The sequence below is a fragment of the Pseudomonas sp. IT-93MI4 genome, from assembly GCF_949767635.1.
Lineage (GTDB): Bacteria > Pseudomonadota > Gammaproteobacteria > Pseudomonadales > Pseudomonadaceae > Aquipseudomonas > Aquipseudomonas putida_A.
The window spans coordinates 120,140-138,518 of sequence record NZ_CATKPP010000003.1; the positions used below are offsets into that span (position 1 = coordinate 120,140).

At 60.2% G+C, this 18,379-nt stretch carries 17 protein-coding genes and 1 pseudogene; 3 read left to right on the forward strand and 15 right to left on the reverse strand.

Translation table 11 applies throughout. The features are described from left to right. Positions 1 to 139 precede the first annotated feature (139 nt). From fliA to ACM6I7_RS02725, 5 genes are all read right to left on the reverse strand, one after another. Entirely contained in the window at positions 140 to 880 is a 741-nt protein-coding gene (gene fliA, locus ACM6I7_RS02705) for an RNA polymerase sigma factor FliA (RefSeq protein ID WP_007920004.1), read from the reverse strand. Further along, positions 877 to 1,707, reverse strand: a complete 831-nt coding sequence (fleN, locus tag ACM6I7_RS02710) for a flagellar synthesis regulator FleN (RefSeq protein ID WP_003222917.1) — start codon at positions 1,705 to 1,707, stop codon at positions 877 to 879. The genes fliA and fleN overlap by 4 nt, the downstream gene beginning before the upstream one ends. Before the next feature lie 113 nt (positions 1,708 to 1,820). Next, a complete protein-coding gene (gene flhF / locus ACM6I7_RS02715) occupies positions 1,821 to 3,161 on the reverse strand; it encodes a flagellar biosynthesis protein FlhF (RefSeq protein ID WP_003222914.1) in 1,341 nt (446 codons plus the stop codon). A gap of 11 nt (positions 3,162 to 3,172) precedes the next feature. Continuing rightward, positions 3,173 to 5,302: a flagellar biosynthesis protein FlhA gene (gene flhA, locus ACM6I7_RS02720; protein ID WP_027613918.1), complete on the reverse strand. Its 2,130-nt coding sequence runs from the start codon at positions 5,300 to 5,302 to the stop codon at positions 3,173 to 3,175. A 218-nt stretch (positions 5,303 to 5,520) separates the two neighbouring features. After that, positions 5,521 to 6,195, reverse strand: a complete 675-nt coding sequence (locus ACM6I7_RS02725; RefSeq protein WP_027613917.1) for a hypothetical protein — start codon at positions 6,193 to 6,195, stop codon at positions 5,521 to 5,523. Between the two features lie 604 nt (positions 6,196 to 6,799). Here ACM6I7_RS02725 and ACM6I7_RS02730 point away from each other — a divergent pair. The 3 genes and pseudogenes from ACM6I7_RS02730 to ACM6I7_RS02740 form a co-directional block, all read left to right on the forward strand. Continuing rightward, positions 6,800 to 7,159, forward strand: a complete 360-nt coding sequence (locus ACM6I7_RS02730; RefSeq protein ID WP_097090135.1) for a DUF6124 family protein — start codon at positions 6,800 to 6,802, stop codon at positions 7,157 to 7,159. Between the two features lie 343 nt (positions 7,160 to 7,502). After that, complete coding sequence (locus ACM6I7_RS02735; protein ID WP_414887913.1) at positions 7,503 to 10,424, forward strand: hypothetical protein; 2,922 nt, start codon at positions 7,503 to 7,505, stop codon at positions 10,422 to 10,424. Between the two features lie 29 nt (positions 10,425 to 10,453). Beyond that, positions 10,454 to 10,672: pseudogene (locus ACM6I7_RS02740) on the forward strand (DUF6124 family protein); the annotation flags it as partial. Between the two features lie 229 nt (positions 10,673 to 10,901). Here ACM6I7_RS02740 and flhB read toward each other — a convergent pair. From flhB to ACM6I7_RS02790, 10 genes are all read right to left on the reverse strand, one after another. Further along, the gene (flhB, locus tag ACM6I7_RS02745; protein WP_027613915.1) at positions 10,902 to 12,041 is read right to left on the reverse strand and encodes a flagellar biosynthesis protein FlhB; all 1,140 of its coding nucleotides are present in this window, start codon (positions 12,039 to 12,041) and stop codon (positions 10,902 to 10,904) included. 3 nt (positions 12,042 to 12,044) lie between these two features. After that, entirely contained in the window at positions 12,045 to 12,830 is a 786-nt protein-coding gene (gene fliR, locus ACM6I7_RS02750; protein WP_047599973.1) for a flagellar biosynthetic protein FliR, read from the reverse strand. A 3-nt stretch (positions 12,831 to 12,833) separates the two neighbouring features. Then, positions 12,834 to 13,103 (reverse strand): flagellar biosynthesis protein FliQ, encoded by a 270-nt coding sequence (gene fliQ / locus ACM6I7_RS02755; RefSeq protein ID WP_007920026.1) that lies wholly within the window; start codon positions 13,101 to 13,103, stop codon positions 12,834 to 12,836. Further along, complete coding sequence (fliP, locus tag ACM6I7_RS02760) at positions 13,100 to 13,858, reverse strand: flagellar type III secretion system pore protein FliP (protein ID WP_115990419.1); 759 nt, start codon at positions 13,856 to 13,858, stop codon at positions 13,100 to 13,102. The genes fliQ and fliP overlap by 4 nt, the downstream gene beginning before the upstream one ends. Next, complete coding sequence (gene fliO / locus ACM6I7_RS02765; RefSeq protein WP_041072979.1) at positions 13,858 to 14,310, reverse strand: flagellar biosynthetic protein FliO; 453 nt, start codon at positions 14,308 to 14,310, stop codon at positions 13,858 to 13,860. The genes fliP and fliO overlap by 1 nt, the downstream gene beginning before the upstream one ends. Next, the gene (gene fliN / locus ACM6I7_RS02770) at positions 14,311 to 14,769 is read right to left on the reverse strand and encodes a flagellar motor switch protein FliN (protein WP_003222891.1); all 459 of its coding nucleotides are present in this window, start codon (positions 14,767 to 14,769) and stop codon (positions 14,311 to 14,313) included. A gap of 55 nt (positions 14,770 to 14,824) precedes the next feature. After that, a complete protein-coding gene (gene fliM, locus ACM6I7_RS02775; RefSeq protein ID WP_003222890.1) occupies positions 14,825 to 15,793 on the reverse strand; it encodes a flagellar motor switch protein FliM in 969 nt (322 codons plus the stop codon). A 9-nt stretch (positions 15,794 to 15,802) separates the two neighbouring features. Next, entirely contained in the window at positions 15,803 to 16,306 is a 504-nt protein-coding gene (gene fliL / locus ACM6I7_RS02780; RefSeq protein ID WP_047599975.1) for a flagellar basal body-associated protein FliL, read from the reverse strand. Between the two features lie 224 nt (positions 16,307 to 16,530). Next, positions 16,531 to 17,925 carry a flagellar hook-length control protein FliK gene (locus ACM6I7_RS02785; protein ID WP_150367854.1) on the reverse strand — a complete coding sequence of 465 codons (1,395 nt, stop codon included), beginning with the start codon at positions 17,923 to 17,925 and terminating at the stop codon, positions 16,531 to 16,533. A 106-nt stretch (positions 17,926 to 18,031) separates the two neighbouring features. Next, complete coding sequence (locus ACM6I7_RS02790) at positions 18,032 to 18,379, reverse strand: Hpt domain-containing protein (RefSeq protein ID WP_414887914.1); 348 nt, start codon at positions 18,377 to 18,379, stop codon at positions 18,032 to 18,034.

Below are 18,379 nucleotides of genomic sequence, written 5' to 3' on the forward strand. Positions count from 1 at the left end.
AGTCTTAAACGCGCCCAGCACCTGGACGCGCCACTTCAATCAATCGGCGCAGCACTCGAAGACTGTCTGGAGCACAACAGAGCAAGACCGGTGCCGTTCTCACCGCACCAGCCTCGTTCGCAGTGTCCCCACACTGCCTTCAGCGCGCTCGCCACTCCCCCAAACGCCCCCGCAAACGGGCCGCGCACTGGCTGTGTAACTGGCTGACCCGCGATTCACTGACGCCAAGGACTTCACCGATCTCCTTGAGGTTCAGCTCTTCGTCGTAGTACAGCGCCAACACCAGTCGCTCACGCTCCGGCAAATTGGCAATCGCGTCCGCCAGCGCCGCCTGGAAGCGTTCATCTTCCAGATCGCGTGACGGCTCAAGATGAGCACTGGCGCCATCCTCGTGCAGCCCTTCGTGTTCGCCGTCCTGCAACAGGTCGTCGAAACTGAACAGCCGGCTGCCCAGGGTGTCATTCAAAATCCCGTAGTAATCGTCGAGACTCAATTGGAGTTCGGCCGCAACCTCGTGATCTTTAGCGTCACGGCCGGTTTTAGCTTCAATTGAGCGAATGGCATCGCTGACCATACGGGTATTGCGGTGAACCGAGCGCGGTGCCCAATCCCCTTTGCGCACTTCATCGAGCATCGCGCCGCGGATCCGGATGCCCGCGTACGTTTCGAAACTGGCGCCTTTGCTGGCGTCATATTTGGTCGAGACTTCGAGCAGGCCGATCATCCCGGCCTGAATCAGGTCTTCAACCTGCACACTCGCCGGCAAGCGCGCCAGCAAGTGATAGGCAATGCGCTTGACCAGTGGCGCGTAACGCTCGATCAACTCGTACTGCGCGTCACGTGCCGACTTCTTGTAGTAGTTCATACCGCTCGCGGTCATAACACAGGCCCTGCTGTTTGCTGCACGAGGCGCTCGACGAAAAACTCAAGGTGGCCACGCGGGTTGGCAGGCAGCGGCCAGGTATCGACCTTCTGCGCGATCGCCTTGAACGCCAGCGCGCACTTGGAACGCGGAAAGGCTTCATAGACCGCTCGCTGCTTCTGCACTGCCTTGCGCACGCTTTCGTCGTACGGCACGGCGCCGACGTATTGTAAGGCGACGTCGAGGAAGCGATCCGTGACCTTGGTCAACTTGGCGAACAGGTTGCGCCCTTCCTGCGGGCTCTGCGCCATGTTGGCCAGCACGCGGAAGCGGTTCATGCCGTAGTCGCGGTTGAGCAGTTTGATCAGCGCGTAGGCGTCGGTGATCGAGGTCGGCTCGTCGCAGACCACCAGCAACACTTCCTGCGCGGCGCGGACAAAACTGACTACCGAGTCACCAATACCCGCAGCGGTGTCGATCACCAGCACATCGAGGTTGTCGCCGATGTCGCTGAAGGCCTGAATCAGACCGGCATGTTGCGCCGGGCTCAGGTGCACCATGCTTTGGGTGCCGGAAGCAGCCGGCACGATGCGGATCCCGCCGGGTCCCTGCAACAGCACGTCGCGCAGCTCACAGCGGCCTTCGATCACATCGGCCAGAGTACGTTTGGGGGTCAGTCCCAGCAGAACGTCGACGTTCGCCAGCCCCAGATCGGCGTCCAGCAGCATGACCCGACGGCCAAGCTCTGCCAGCGCCAGAGACAAGTTCACTGACACGTTAGTCTTGCCGACGCCACCTTTGCCGCCGGTCACCGCGATCACCTGTACGGGATGCATGCTGCCCATGTTATTTCTTTACCTTGTCTTGCATAGACGGAGGCCACATTACTGGCTGCGCGTTCTCAACCGGAACAATGCATGGCAGACCATCGATGTAGGTACAAAAACGGTTCATTACCTCAGCCAACCTGCTTGGTCGGGCTGTGGTAGATATCAGCGAACATGTCAGCCATGGCTTCTTCGCTGGGTTCTTCCTGCATTTGCACGCTGACGGCGCGGCTGACCAGTTGATGACGGCGCGGCAGATGCAGATCATCCGGAATCCGTGGGCCATCGGTCAGGTACGCGACCGGCAGTTCATGACTGATCGCCAGGCTCAACACTTCGCCAAGGCTGGCCGTCTCATCCAGTTTAGTCAGGATGCAGCCGGCTAGCCCGCAACGCTTGTAACTGTGGTACGCGGCGGTTAGAACCTGTTTCTGGCTGGTGGTTGCCAGCACCAGATAATTTTTTGAACGGATGCCACGCCCGGCCAGACTTTCCAGCTGCATGCGCAAGGCCGGATCGCTGGCCTGCAAGCCGGCGGTATCGATCAGCACCACGCGCTTGCGCAGCAGCGGGTCGAGCGCCTGAACCAGCGACTGGCCCGGATCGACGTGGGTCACCGGCACATTGAGAATCCGCCCCAGCGTCTTCAGTTGTTCCTGCGCGCCGATGCGGAAGCTGTCCATGCTGACCAGCGCGACATTCTGCGCGCCGTACTTGAGCACGTAGCGCGCGGCGAGTTTGGCCAGGGTGGTGGTCTTGCCCATGCCGGCCGGGCCGACCATGGCAATCACCCCGCCCTCTTCCAGCGGCTCGACTTCCGGTACGGCAATCATTCGCGCCAGGTGCGCGAGCAGCATGCGCCAGGCCTGACGTGGTTCTTCAATATCGGTGATCATCGCCAGCAGATCGCGCGACAACGGCCCGGACAGACCGATTCGCTGCAGACGGCGATACAGATTGGCTTGTGCCGGACGGCTGCCTTGCAGCTGATTCCAGGCCAGCGTGCCGAGCTGCACTTCCATCAGCTCACGCAAACTGTTCAATTCGAAACGCATCGAATCCAGCGCACGCGGATCGATGCCGGCGGACGACTGGGCAGGCGCGGGCGCCGGACGCGCCGGGGCGGCGTAAGTCGGTTCGCTCAACGGCTCGGCAGCGGTCAGCGGCAGGCCGGCCGTCAACGGCAGCCCGGCGAACAACTGGCGATTGGTGTTGCCGTCGGCTTCGCCACGCAGGCTCAGTTCGGCCTGGGCGGTCACGATGCGCGACTGGGTCTTGCGCAGCTCGTCCTCGAGTTCCATGTTCGGAACCCGTGGCGCCAGCGCCGACAATTTGTAATCCAGCGCCGCCGTCAGCTCGACGCCGCCGGCAATGCGGCGGTTGCCAATGATGGCGGCATCAGCGCCCAGCTCATCACGAACCAGCTTCATGGCCTGACGCATATCGGCGGCGAAAAAACGCTTAACTTGCATAAACCACTACCTCAGCCGTTGGGCCCTACTGTCGCAACGATGGTCACTTGCTTGTTGTCCGGAATTTCCTGGTAGGCCAGCACGTGCAGCCCTGGAACTGCGAGGCGGCCGAAACGCGAGAGCATCGCGCGGATCGGGCCTGCTACCAACAGGATCACCGGTTGACCTTGCATTTCCTGGCGCTGCGCCGCTTCGATGAGCGAACGCTGCAGCTTCTCGGCCATGCTTGGCTCCAGCAGAACGCCCTCTTCAGAGCCTTGTCCTGCCTTCTGCAGACTATTGAGCAATATTTGTTCCAACCTTGGTTCCAAGGTGATCACAGGCAGCTCGGAGTCAGTGCCTACAATGCTTTGGACGATGGCGCGGGATACGCCGACGCGTACTGCGGCGACCAAGGCGGCGGTATCTTGACTCTTGGCGGCGTTGTTGGCGATAGCCTCGGCTATGCTGCGGATATCGCGTACCGGCACGTGTTCGGCGAGCAACGCCTGCAGCACTTTGAGCAACTGCGACAGCGAAACCACACCCGGCACCAGCTCTTCAGCCAGTTTCGGCGAGCTTTTGGCCAGCAATTGCATGAGTTGCTGCACTTCCTCGTGGCCGATCAGCTCGCTGGAGTGCTTGTACAGAATCTGGTTCAAGTGGGTCGCGACCACGGTGCTGGCGTCGACCACGGTGTAACCGAGCGATTGCGCCTGGGCGCGCTGGCTGACTTCGATCCACACCGCCTCCAGGCCGAAAGCCGGATCTTTGGCGGTAATGCCGTTGAGCGTGCCGTAGACCTGCCCCGGGTTGATCGCCAGTTCGCGGTCCGGGTAGATCTCGGCTTCGGCCAGGATCACGCCCATCAGGGTCAGGCGATAGGCGCTCGGCGCCAGATCGAGGTTGTCGCGAATGTGCACGGTCGGCATCAGGAAGCCCAGATCCTGCGAGAGCTTCTTGCGCACGCCCTTGATCCGCGCCAGCAACTGACCGCCCTGATTGCGATCCACCAGCGGGATCAGGCGATAGCCGACTTCCAGGCCGATCATGTCGATCGGCGTCACGTCATCCCAGCCCAGCTCCTTGGTTTCCATGGCGCGGGCCGGCGACGGCAACAGTTCCTGCTGACGCTGAACTTCTTGCAGCGCCTGGACCTTGGCGACGTTCTGTTTTTTCCAGAACAGGTACGCACCACCGGCAGCCAGCGCGGCCATGCTCAGGAACGAGAAGTGCGGCATGCCCGGGACGAGGCCCATGACTGCCATCAGGCCGGCCGCCACCGCCAAGGCTTTGGGCGAGGCGAACATCTGGCGGTTGATCTGTTTACCCATGTCTTCCGAACCGGAAGCACGGGTCACCATGATCGCCGCCGCTGTCGATAACAACAGTGATGGCAATTGCGCCACCAAACCGTCACCGATGGTCAGCAAGGCGTACACCTTGCCCGCGTCGGCGAAGGTCATGTTGTGCTGGAAGATACCGACGGCCATACCGCCGATGAGGTTGATGAACAGAATCAGCAGGCCGGCGATGGCGTCACCACGGACGAACTTGCTGGCACCGTCCATCGAACCGTAGAACTCGGCCTCTTGGGCCACTTCCTGACGGCGGGCCTTGGCCTGGTTCTGGTCGATCAGACCGGCGTTGAGGTCGGCGTCGATCGCCATTTGTTTGCCGGGCATCGCGTCGAGGGTGAAGCGTGCGCTCACCTCGGAAATCCGCCCGGCACCCTTGGTCACCACGACGAAGTTGATGATCATCAGGATCGCGAACACCACGATACCGACCACGTAGTTACCGCCGATCACCACTTCACCGAAGGCCTGGATCACCTTACCGGCGGCGGCGTGGCCGTCCTGACCGTGGAGCATCACCACCCGCGTCGAGGCCACGTTCAACGCCAGCCGCAGCAGCGTCGCCACCAGCAGAATGGTCGGGAATACCGCGAAATCCAGCGGCCGCAGCGCATACACGCAGACCAGCAGGACGACGATCGACAGGGCGATGTTGAAGGTGAAGAACACGTCCAGCAGGAACGGCGGCACCGGCAACATCATCATCGCCAGCATGACCAGCAGCAACAACGGCACGCCCAGATTGCCTCGACTGAGGTCGGCAACATTCGAGCGAGCAGTGTTGAATAACTGAGAGCGATCCACCGGTTTTCCCCGTTCCTTTAAAGCAAACTTTTGACGCCCAAAGCAGGCGCACGGCGGCTACTGCAAGAAGCCTTCCAACTTTTGCCGGGGATTGAAATTGAGGTTTGCTTCAGGGGAATTGTCTTGCCAGAAGCTGGGCGCCATGGAGCCGACCGCAAAACAGACGCAGACGGCTATCACCCTTAGCCCAGGTGAAAAAAATCAGAAAACCCGCGTACTCACGGATACCCGGCAGTCAAAATTTGCTCTGGATTAATCTCACCAAGACGCAAATTGCGGCCCACCAGGTAGCGCGTACCCTTACGGATCTGCTTCCCTCCCACGTCGACAAGCGCCTCCTCAGAATCGCCCAAAGTCACGATTTTCTCAGGCTCATGAAAAGGATTGTCGGGATCTGCCTTCAACACACTCAGTGCCCAGACAAAGTAAATGTCCGGCACATCCTGCGGCTCGATCTTCCTCTTGATCCGCGGCTCGATCTCCCATCGAAAGTCCTGTCCTCCCGTGACCTGTAACTGATCACCGACCATGTGAAATTGTGGTTTGTGATAACGCATCAGTAGGCCACCGCCAATGCTGCTCCATATATCGTAGTAGTTGTTGGGCGAAGAGAAAACGCTGACCAACTCTTTAACGGTGCCAATGTTGCCAGCGGCACTATTGAATCTGTTGTAGAGACCATGGTGGGCTACCCCGTCCAACCTTGGCGTGATCGCATTGATATACGAATCGAGATAGCCCGGCACATACGCATCGCTCATGTGCACGAAATGCGTGAAGTCCAACATCGCCATAAAAGAGAACGTGCAAGCGATATGATCAGACTCTTTCACCACCGACCCGGAAACGAACTCAAACCTCATTCCTTCAAGCTTTCTGTAGTTATCTGGCATGACCTTCTCCTTGGCGAATGTTAAAGACAGGTCAGAAGGCGACTTGCCCGTGAAACCTGCCAAGGAACATGGAATAGCTGAATGCCCATTGTGTCCACTGTCAGAACTAACAGGTAGAGGTCTTTTTCAGATAAACGGAAGGCCGCGGTCTTTTGATTTATCAGGAATCGCGCCGCAATGAACACAGATTGGCGGTATCACACAGATCCCCTGTGGGAGCGGCTTGCTCGCGAAGAGGCCATCCGCGACACCACAGAGTCATGAGCAGCACTTTTAAACGCTGGCGTTTGATAGACACCTCCAGACACGCCTTGCGGGCTACACATCCTTGCGCCATTGCCTACAGCTACGCCAGAATCCGCCGGCTTGTGCGCCTTGGGGGCGGGTTCTATTGTGGGTCGGTCGCTGACGAATCAGCGATCGGGTCTCGCAGCCCGCTGATTTCTAGACGCACAACTTCCGTCCTCGTTTTATGGCGGCTGTACGTGGGAGACCTTTGGGTCTGCCGGTTCTAGAGTCCCGGTCTGCGACCCGCGTATAGCTGCCACCTCCCTTTCGTATCGCAGCGAAATGTGGCAGCTCCGTCGACTCTAGGAGCCTCAGCATGATCAAACCAACACCCAACCCACCCGAAACCGACGCCACCTCCCCCTACGAATCCCTCGATTCAAAAAAGCTCCACGAAGCCGCCGACCGCGCCCTCGACCACTACCTCTGCTCGCCCGGCGCCACGCCCATTCAACGTAAAACCCGTTCGATGTACGCCGTGACCGCAGACTTCAAAAACGAAGAACTGCTGGCCGATGCCTGCGAAACACTCGCCTCGGCCAGAACCATCGCCAATGACTTCGCCCATCTGATACCGGCGTCGCAGCGCAGGACGCTGCTGGGCATCGCGCAACTGATCATGCTCGGCGAGCTGGCGGTGAATCGGGCGCTGGATAATCTGCAGTTGCCGCAGTAGCAGGGATCTGTGACAAGCCCTGAGTGAGGCGTTGTGGCTGCTGACGTCTTCGCGAGCAAGCCCGCTCCCACAGGTTCGGCGTGTAGGCACAGGTTTGTGATCGACCCCAATCCCTGTGGGAGCGGGCTTGCTCGCGAAAGCGGCCTCACAGCCGACACATGTCTTCAGGCATAAAAAAACCGCCACCTCATTTAACCGGGCTGCGGTTTGTCGGCTCTTTTCTTCAGCCCACATGACCACTTGTCGGAAACCCGCCAGCACCTGTCAGATCTGACAGGTGCCTAATTCCTCCAACGCGCGCTCAATAACTCCGTCACCCAGCCCCCCGACCGGAGTTCGCCAAATGTCCAGCCAGCAACCCCCTCGAGCCCTCAGACCTCCGTATTTTCCGGCACTGGTCAACCTCAGCCCTGCCGAACACTATGACGGCGGCATACCCATCAGAGCCGTGGAAGGCGATCTGCAAGGCATCATCCCCGCCTGGCTGACCATGTCCATTGGCGATCTGGCCGAGGTGTTCTGGGGCAATGACAGCGCCGCGGTCTGGAGCAAGACCCTAGAGCACGATGCCGAGCTCAACCAGGACCTGGTTTTCACCATTGCCAAGGGCCAGGTACTTGAGGGGGATGCCACGCCAGTGTTCTACCGGATCACGCGCAAGAACCAGGGCGCCCCGGAGGACTCGAAACCGGTCATGACCCTGCTGGTCAAACTCACGCGTCCCGGGGGGTACGATGACATTCCCGGCGATGACGGCCACTCCGATCTCAAGTTCTCCCTCTCCCATAAAGAGGTCGATGAAAACCTGCCGCCCAGCGGGGTGACGATGCACATCGTGCCCTACCGCAACCTCACCCGATACGACCGCATTCTCGCCCGCTGGGGCAGCCAGCAAGTGGTGCATGTCGTTACGCCGGAACAGGCCCAGGACCCGATCAGAAACCCGATCGAGGTTGTCTTCAGCCGCGCCGTTATCGACGCCGCCGGGGACGGTGATCGTGTCGCGGTGGCTTATCAGGTCATTGACCGCTGCGGTAATTACCCGGACGAACGTGCGCCGTGGTCAGCGACGCGTGAATTGCTGGTGGACCTGGGGGGCAATCGGCTGGACGAACCGCAGGTGCTGGTCAACGGCATTCCAACCACCAGCATCGACCTCGACCAGCTCGGGGATGACGATGTGATCGCCCGCGTGTACATCACCAAGGACGATTTTGCGGTGGGCGACAAGGTGCTCCTGACCTGGATCGGCACCCCGGCGCAAGGCTCGCAGATCATCGTCGGGCCGCTGGAGAAAGAGGTGTCGTACGTGCCCTTACAACTCGATTTCCCCATCCCCAACGCCGCCGTCAAAGCCATTGCCAAAGGCGCAGCCTCGGTCGGCTATGTGCGCCGTCGCAGCGATGAAAGCGACCGCCGCTCAAAAAATGCCAGCGTCACCGTGATTGGCGACATCAGCCAGTTAGTTGCCCCTACCGTCGACGAGGCACCGGGCGGAACGTTGCCACCCGAAACGCGCTGGGCAACCGTGCAGATCCCTTGGTATCCCGGTCGCAACAGCAGCGACCTGATCAACCTGATCTGGTCGGCCCAGGCGCCCGGTAACGACACCGTTTATTACGAAGATCCCCGCCCGGTCGGCAACGTAGAGGACAATCAGCCCGTCCTGCGCAGCGTGAGCAATGCCGAAATCCAGCGTTTCAACGGCCTGAACGTCAAGGTCTATTACGTCGTCACCAACAGCGAAACCGGGCTGTTGAGCGTTCGCGAGTCGCTGCCGTTCATGATGCAGGTCGGCGTGGCACTGCCGACGTTCGACCGGCCGGAAGTCGAGGGCGCAGATGCCAACGACGTGCTCGATCCGGACAACGTGCCACCCACCGGTGCCACGCTGGTGATGCCGTACCTCGGCACCCGCGACAAGGATCGTGTGAACTACCGTTGGCGCGGCTCTGCCAGCGGCGGCAGCGTCAGCGACCATGTCGACCTCATCCCCGCCACCGCCGGCAGGCCTGTGCGCATTACCGTGGATAAAAAATACGTGACCACCAACCTGAACGGTACTGTGGTCGCCGATTACAGCATTCAGCGGGCGGGCGAGACGCTGGGGCATTCTCATGAGTTGACGTTGCGCATCGGGACGGCGCTGGGGGAGCTACCGCCACCGTTCCTTGTAGCACCGGCCACCGATCCGATTGATATCCTGGCCTACCCGGACGGGGTGACGGTGCGTATCGAATTCCTTGAAGCATTGAGCGGCGACCAGGCATGCCTGGAGGAAGACAATCCACCGGCAGGTTGGCCGCCGTTTCCTTTGGTGGAATTCAACAGCAACAAGCGAGTGAACACACTGTTGAGCCCCGCATTCCTGGCGGCGCGACATGGAACGGTGATCGAGCTGCGCGGGAACTTGTATCGCAATGGTGGCCACGCTGGCCAATCAGACGCGATCAAGGTGAGACTGCTGAAAATTATCGATGAAGACCCGCGCCTTCCTACACCTGATATCGACGGCAACACCAGTAAAGAGTTGAGCGTTCAAGACCTCACAACAGACGCACGGATTCTCGCGGAAAGATGGCCGTTGTTCGAACCAGGACAACCGATCTGGGCAACCTGTAGAGGCTTTGACAAGAACGGCGAGCCGATAACCAACGACGTCAGGTCGGGAGAGCCCAATGATTCGCCGGATGGATTGTCCCTGGCGGCTCCGATTGAGTGGTTAAAAGAACTGAAGGACGGAACTGAGCTGACGATCAGCGTGAAAGTAAATCTTGACGGAATAGCCAGTGAGTTGACCGCGACAGCCTGCCCACCTCGAATCTATAACCTTAGAGGCACCCAGAGAGATGAAAACTTTGATAATGTCCCGCCTCAACTTATAGGGCCATTGGAAACTTTGGATACTGGTGCGATAAGCATCATTAATCAAAGCTCAACAGGATCACTGAAAATCGTCACATTTAATAGGGATAGCGCTTCAGGGGCGATAGAAGGAAACGTGTTAATTAACGAGAGCGCTGTAACCAAATTCAGGATAGAGCTCAAAGCCCCCGTGCAAAGATTAAGCTTCCACTACGCTGACGTTCAAGCCACCCAAGGCAAAATCCTATTCTACGGCCCAGATGGATATATAGACGAAAGACCACTAATAAGCGGCGCAGGCACTTCACAGTTAATTTTTTCAGCGGCGAACATCAATTACATTGAATTTTATAACGGAGGCGAAGAGCAAGTAATTTTCGATAACTTTATGTTCAACTGATTTCTGTAAGCGCCTCAATTGGGGCGCTTGAAACCCGCTCGATGTACGCCGTGACCGCAGACTTCAAAAACGAAGAACTGCTGGCCGATGCTTGCGAAACACTCGCTTCAGCCAGAACCATCGCCAATGACTTCGCCCATCTGATACCGGCGTCGCAGCGCAGGACGCTGTTGGGCATCGCGCAACTGATCATGCTCGGCGAGTTGGCGGTGAATCGGGCGCTGGATAATCTGGGGTTGCCGCAGTAGCAGGAATTGGTGACAAGCCTTGAATGAAGCGTTGTGGCTGCTGACGTCTTCGCGAGCAAGCCCGCTCCCACAGGGATTGGGGTCGATCACAAACCTGTGCCTGCACGCCGAACCTGTGGGAGCGGGCTTGCTCGCGAAGGCGGCCTCACAGCCGACACATGTCTTCAGGCATAAAAAAACCGCCGCCCCGTTCAATCGGGATGGCGGTTTTTATTGCGTCACTGTCAAGTCAGGAATCGCGCCGCAGATCCGGCGGGATCGGCAGATCGTCTTTCAGTGGATCCGGGCGTTTGCCCTTGCCGGCGCGGTACTGGCGGATCTGGTAGACGTAGGCCAATACTTGGGCGACCGCCAGGTACAGGCCGCCGGGGATTTCCTGCTCGAGTTCGGTGGAGTAGTAGATCGAGCGCGCCAGCCCCGGCGATTCGAGGAGCATGACGTTGTTGGCGACGGCGATTTCGCGGATCTTCAGCGCGAGGAAGTCGCTGCCCTTGGCCAGCAGCACTGGCGCGCCGCCCTTCTCCGAGTCGTACTTGAGCGCGACGGCGTAGTGAGTCGGGTTGGTGATGACCACGTCGGCGTCGGGAATCGCCGCCATCATCCGCCGCTGCGACATCTCGCGCTGGGTCTGGCGGATACGCTGCTTGACCTCCGGCCGGCCTTCCTGATCCTTGTGCTCGTCGCGCACTTCCTGCTTGGTCATCAGCAGTTTCTTGTGGGCTTCCCAGAGCTGCACCGGCACGTCGACGGCGGCGATGATGATCAGGCCGCAGGCCAGCCACAACGTACTCCAGCCGACCAGCGTGACACTGTGAATGATCGCCATTTCCAGCGGCTCGTGGGCGATCCGCAAGAAATCATCGACGTCCGCCGACAACACCACCAACGCCACCCCCAGGGTGATCAGAAACTTGGCCAGCGCCTTGAGCAGCTCGACCACAGCCTTGAACGAGAACATCCGCTTCAGGCCTGCCGCCGGGTTCATCCGGCTGAATTTGGGCGCCATGGAACCGGCGGCAAACAGCCAGCCACCGAGGGAGATCGGCCCGATCAGCGCCGCAAGCAACAGGGTGATCATGATCGGCTGGATCGCCAACAGTGCCATCTGGCCCGACTGCAACAGGAACCTGCCCATGGCCCCCTGATCCATGATCACCTCGCGCGAGAGAGTGAAGTTCAGGCGCATCAGCTCCATCAGGTCTTCGGCCAGCATGCCGCCGAACACCAGCAGCGCACCGGCACCGGCCATCATCACGGCGAGGGTGTTGAGCTCTTTGGAACGGGCAATCTCACCCTTCTCACGGGAGTCCTTTTTTCGTTTGTCCGTGGGGTCTTCTGTTTTGTCCTGACCGCTTTCGCTCTCTGCCATGGCTCAGCGCGCCCGTGCCAGTTCGCGTAACAACTGCAAGGCCTCGGAGGCCAGCGGTTGATACTGATTGAGGATGTCCGCCAGACCGACCCAGACGATGAACAGGCCCAGCACCAGAGTCAGCGGGAAACCGATGGAGAAAATGTTCAGTTGCGGCGCGGCGCGGGTCATCACGCCGAAGGCGATGTTGACCACCAGCAGCGCGGTGACCGCCGGCAGCACCAGCAACAACGCCGCCCCGAGAACCCAGCCAAGCTTGCCGGCCAGCTCCCAGTATTGCGCGGTCATCAAGCCGCCGCCGACCGGCAGCGTGGTGAAGCTTTCGGTGAGCACTTCGAAGACCACCAGGTGGCCGTTCATCGACAGGAACAGCAAGGTCACCAGCATGGTGAAAAACTGCCCGATCACCGCCACCGAGACGCCGTTGGCCGGGTCAACCATCGAGGCGAAGCCCATACCCATCTGGATCGCGACAATCTGCCCGGCCACGGCAAACGCCTGAAAAAACAGTTGCAGGGAAAACCCCAGCACCGCACCGACCAGAATCTGCTCGGCAATCAGCAGCAGGCCACTGAGATCCAGCGGGCTGACCGCTGGCATCGGCGGCAGGCTCGGCGCAATGCACACGGTAATGGCCACGGCGAAATACAGGCGTATCCGCCGCGACACCAGCGTGGTGCCGAACACCGGCATGACCATCAGCATCGAGGCGACGCGAAACAGTGGCAACATGAACGACGCCACCCAGGTACTGATCTGGGTGTCGGTCAACTGAAGCAGCGATTGCATGGCTTAGCCGATGACCATCGGAATGTTTTTGTACAACTGAATGATGTATTCCATGAACGTCTGCACGATCCACGGGCCGGCGACGATCAGGGTCACCAGCATCACCAGCAGACGCGGCAGGAAGCTCAGGGTCTGTTCGTTGATCTGCGTCGCCGCCTGAAACATCGCCACCAGCAAACCGACCAACAGGCTCGGCACCACCAGAATCGCGACCATCAAGGTGGTCAGCCACAGCGCTTCACGAAAGATATCGACCGCAACTTCCGGCGTCATGGCGAGACACCTCCGAAACTGCTGGCCAGGGTGCCGATGATCAGCGCCCAGCCATCCACCAGCACGAACAGCATGATCTTGAACGGCAGCGAAATGATCAGCGGCGAGAGCATCATCATACCCATCGCCATCAGCACACTGGCCACGACCAGGTCGATGATCAGGAACGGAATGAAGATCATGAAGCCGATCTGGAAGGCGGTTTTAAGCTCAGAGGTGACGAACGCCGGCACCAGAATGGTCAGTGGCGCCTGATCCGGGGTGGCGATGTCGGTGCGCTTGGACAGACGCATGAACAGCTCCAGATCGCTGGTGCGGGTCTGGGCGAGCATGAAATCCTTGATCGGTACCTGAGCCTTTTCCACCGCCTGCTGCGCGGTGAGTTTTTCCGCCAGATACGGCTGCAGCGCATCGTTGTTCACCCGATCGAACACCGGGGCCATGATGAACATGGTGAGGAACAGGGCCATGCCGGTGAGGATCTGGTTCGACGGCGTCTGCTGCAGACCGAGGGCCTGACGCAGGATGGAGAAGACGATGATGATCCGGGTGAAACTGGTCATCAGAATCACGGCCGCCGGAATGAAGCTCAGCGCCGTCATGATCAGCAGGATCTGCAGGCTGACCGAATATTCCTGCGCGCCATCGGCGTTGGTGCCCAGCGTGATCGCCGGAATCGACAACGGGTCGGCGGCGAATGCCAGCGGCGCGGCCAGCATCAGGGCCAGTAAAAAGACGATGCGTAGCGCACCCATTACTTCTTATCCTTCTGATCCTTGCCGAGAATCTTCAGCAGATGCTGGGCAAATTCCGGGGTCGCTTTTTCGCTGCTGCTCGGCACTTGCACTGGCTCCTTGAGCACATGCAGCGCGGTGATGGTGCCGGGGCTGAGGCCGAGCAGAATCTGCTCGTTGCCGACCTGCACCAGCATCAAGCGGTCACGCGGACCGAGCGCACGGGAGCCGATCAGCTCGATCACCTGGCCCTTGCCCGCCGGCCCTGCCTGCTGCACCCGGCGCAGCAGCCAGGCGAGGAAGAAGATCAAGCCCAGCACCAGCAACAGACCGAACACCAGTTGCGTCAGTTGCCCGGCCACGCCGCTGCTGACCATCGGCGCGGTGGCAGCAGGCACGGTCGTCGCCGTCGACGGCTCGGCGGCCAGCACGCTCAATGGCAGTGCCAGCAAAGCCCAGAGAAACCGTTTCACTCAGCGCAGCTTCTTGATGCGTTCGCTTGGGCTGATCACGTCGGTCAGGCGGATGCCGAACTTCTCGTTGACCACCACCACTTCACCGTGCGCGATCAGCGTGCCGTTGACCAGTACGTCCAGCGGCTCGCCGGCCAGACGATCGAGCTCGATCACCGAACCCTGGTTCAGTTGCAGCAGGTTACGGATGTTGATGTCGGTGCTGCCCACTTCCATCGAGATCGACACCGGGATGTCGAGGATCACGTCCAGGTTCGGACCGTCCAGGGTCACCGGATCGTTGTTCTTCGGCACGCTGCCGAACTCTTCCATCGGCAGACGGTTGGAGCTTGCAGCGCCAGCGTCGGCGGCCAGCAGCGCGTCGATGTCGGCCTGGCTGCCATCACCGGTCTCTTCCAGGGCCGCAGCCCATTCGTCGGCCAGTGCCTGATCGTCCTGGGCGTTCATTTCGTCGTTCATCATTTGTCCTCGGCGGGCAACAATTCAGTTAAGTGCGTGGGGGAAAAGCGCCGCTTCAGCGACGCTCGATCGGCTCGATCACCTGCAACGCGAGGTTGCCTTTGTGCGAGCCCATCTTGACCTTGAAGGCCGGTACGCCGTTGGCGCGCATGATCATGTCTTCCGGCATCTCGACCGGGATCACATCCCCCGGCTGCATGTGCAGGATGTCGCGCAGCTTCAACTGGCGGCGAGCCACAGTGGCGCCGATCGGTACATCGACATCGAGCACGTCCTGACGCAGGGCGTTGACCCAGCGCTCGTCCTGATCGTCGAGGTCCGACTGGAAACCGGCATCGAGCATTTCACGCACCGGCTCGATCATCGAGTACGGCATGGTCACGTGCAGGTCGCCGCCACCGCCATCGAGTTCGATGTGGAAGGTGGAGACCACGATCGCTTCGCTCGGGCCGACGATGTTCGCCATGGCCGGGTTCACTTCCGAGTTGATGTACTCGAAATTGACTTCCATGATCGCCTGCCAGGCTTCCTTCAGATCGACGAACGCCTGCTCCAGCACCATGCGCACCACACGCAATTCGGTCGGGGTGAATTCACGCCCCTCGATCTTGGCGTGACGGCCGTCGCCGCCGAAGAAGTTGTCCACCAGTTTGAACACCAGTTTGGCGTCAAGGATGAACAGCGCGGTGCCGCGCAGCGGTTTGATCTTGACCAGGTTGAGGCTGGTCGGCACGTACAGCGAGTGCACGTATTCGCCGAACTTCATCACCTGGACGCCACCGACGGCAACGTCCGCCGAGCGGCGCAGCATGTTGAACATGCTGATGCGGGTGTAACGGGCAAAACGCTCGTTGATCATCTCCAGAGTCGGCATGCGTCCACGGACGATGCGATCCTGGCTGGTCAGGTCGTAGCTTTTGACACTGCCGGGTTCGGCAGCGTTATCGGTCTGTACCAGACCATCGTCGACGCCATGCAACAGCGCGTCGATTTCATCCTGGGACAGCAGATCCTGCACGGCCATGTCGTGTTCCTACTGCAGTACGAAATTAGTGAAAAGCAACTGTTCGATCACCACTTTGCCCAGCTCTTTCTGCGCCACTTCCTGGACGCTGGCGGTAGCCTTCTGGCGCAACATCTCCTGGCCGACCGGGGTCGCCAGCGTGGCGAAATCCTGACCGGAGAAGAGCATCACCAAGTTGTTGCGGATCACCGGCATGTGCACTTTGAGCGCTTCCAGATCGGCCTGGTTACGCGCCAGCATGGTGATGCTCACCTGCATGTAGCGCTGACGGCCGTTCTGGTTGTAGTTGGCGACAAACGCCGGCGCCATCGGCTCGAAGATCGCCGGTTGCTTGCCGACCGGCGCAGCCTCGGCCGCTGCGGCAGGCTTGCTCTGAGCGCTGTGCATGAAGTACCAGGTCGCGCCCACGGACACACCGATCGCCAGCAGCAGAGCCACCACGATCAGGATGATCATCTTGAGTTTGCCTTTGGTCGCGGGGTCTTTTACAGCTGCTGCTTCGCTCTTCGCCATGCCAATAATCCGTCACTAATCGGGTTTTCACAGTCGCACGGCAAGGCAAGAGCAAGTGTTATGCCAGAAGTGTCGGAGCTTTGGAGGAGTGGGAGCATGAATCGATGCAAGCCCTGTGGGAGCTGGCTTGCCAGCGATAGCGATTTGTCTGACACATTAGTTTTGAATGTGCCGCCGCCATCGCTGGCAAGCCAGCTCCCACAGGTTTTTGTGGATACTTTGAATCAGGCGTAGTAGTCGACGGCGCTGCTGCCGATCACGCTGGTGGTTTGCGCAGCAGCTTCCGCCACCGCTGCCGGCGTCAGCTCCTCTTCCGCCGAATCCAGTCGACCACCCGCAGCGCTGGTGCGACCACTCTGGCCCTGCTGCGCCTGTTCCTGACCCTGCTGACCCTGCCAGCCACGGCTCTGGTCGGAGACATTGACGTCGACCTGGCCCATGCCCTGCTGGGTGAACATGTCACGCAAGCGATGCATCTGACCGTCGAGCGCTTCGCGCACGCTTGGGTGCGCGCTCATGAAGGTCACCTGGGTCTGCTGGTCCGGAACCATGTTGACCCGAATATCCAGACGCCCCAGTTCCGCCGGCTGCAATTGAATATCCGCCGCCTTCAGGTTGGCGCTGGACAGGTACATGACGCGGTTGACGATTTCTTCGGTCCAGCCGCTCTGATGCATGGCGATCGGTTGATTCACCGGCACCGCGTTCGCGGTTTTCGGAGTGGCCGCCTGAGTCAGCGCCGCCAGACGGTTGGCGAAATCATCGACACGGGTGTCGCTGGTAGCAGCCTTCAGATCTTTCAGGCCATCGTCGATCAGGCCGCTGAAGGCCTTTTCACCATTCTGACTGGTGCTGTCCTTGTCGGCCTGCACGTCGAGCATGCTCGCCATGCCGGCAGCGAAGTTCTGCGCCGCAGTCAATTCACCGTCGGCCTGAGCCTGGGCCGGTGTAGCTTTGGGTTGGGCCTGGCTGCTGGCGGAAATGTGCCCGCCCTGCTCCATCGCCATACGCAGCGCCGGCAACGAGTCGAGTGGATCGGCCGCCGGGTCGAACGCGCTATCGGTTGATGCCGCCGGATCTTTGACCACGGCTGGCGCCAAAGTGGCGGCCACGACCGGCGTTTCGGTTTTGCCCGGTTCCGGTGTTGCAGCGACTGGCGCTGCCACCACCGGCGCGGTCACCAGCGGCTGCACGGTTTGCGCAAGTGCCGGATCCAGCGCCGGATCCACCGGGGTGGTGTCGGCCACTGGCGTCTGCGCGCTGTCGGCGGCCGCATCGGCGGCGGCCTTGTCAGCGGCGGCCTGATCATCGGAGGTGGTCGACGCGGTCTTGTCGGCAGGCAAGGCATTGCCGCTATCGGCAACGGTCTGTTGTGTGGCGGCAGACTTATCCTTGGCGAAATCTTTCTTGTCGCTGTTGTCGGCCACCTTGTCGCGCGCCGGTTTCAACGAACTGTCAGAGTTCGCAAGAGTCTTTTTCGGGCCTTGATCGGCGAACACCTGAGCGAAGCTTGAGGCCTTGTCCCCGGTGTCTGCGGCCATGACCGGCGTTTTCGCGGCGGCGGCTTGCGCCTTGGCCTGGGCGGCAGATTGAAGAAGAACATTGGGGGTCGCAGGCATGACACGGTCTCCGCTGCACTGGGATCGTAGGTACAGTTGACGGGGATTATTGCAAGTGTCGGGCCAGATTTGTCCGGCGCTTGCGAAAAGCGCCGGACGGCAGGGTTCAATGGGTCAGGGCGTGCTGGCGTTCGTCTTCGTAGATCGGGCGAACATCGGCGAACTCGCGACTGATGTCAGCCACCAGCCTGGCAATATCCGAGGGGCTTTTATTTTTGGCTTCCGATTCCAGCTCCTGGCAGAGCGCCGCCAACCGGACAGCCCCCATGTTGCTGGCGCTGCCCTTGAAGCTGTGGGCAACTTCAGACAAAGCCTTGGCATCTGCCGTGTTCTGCAGCTCAGCCAAGCGACTTTCGGAATCGGCCAGAAAGGTATCCAGAAGCTCCGGATAACCCTCCTCCATGACTTCGCGCAGTACGCTCAGCGCCTCGCGATCAATATGTGTGTCAGTCAC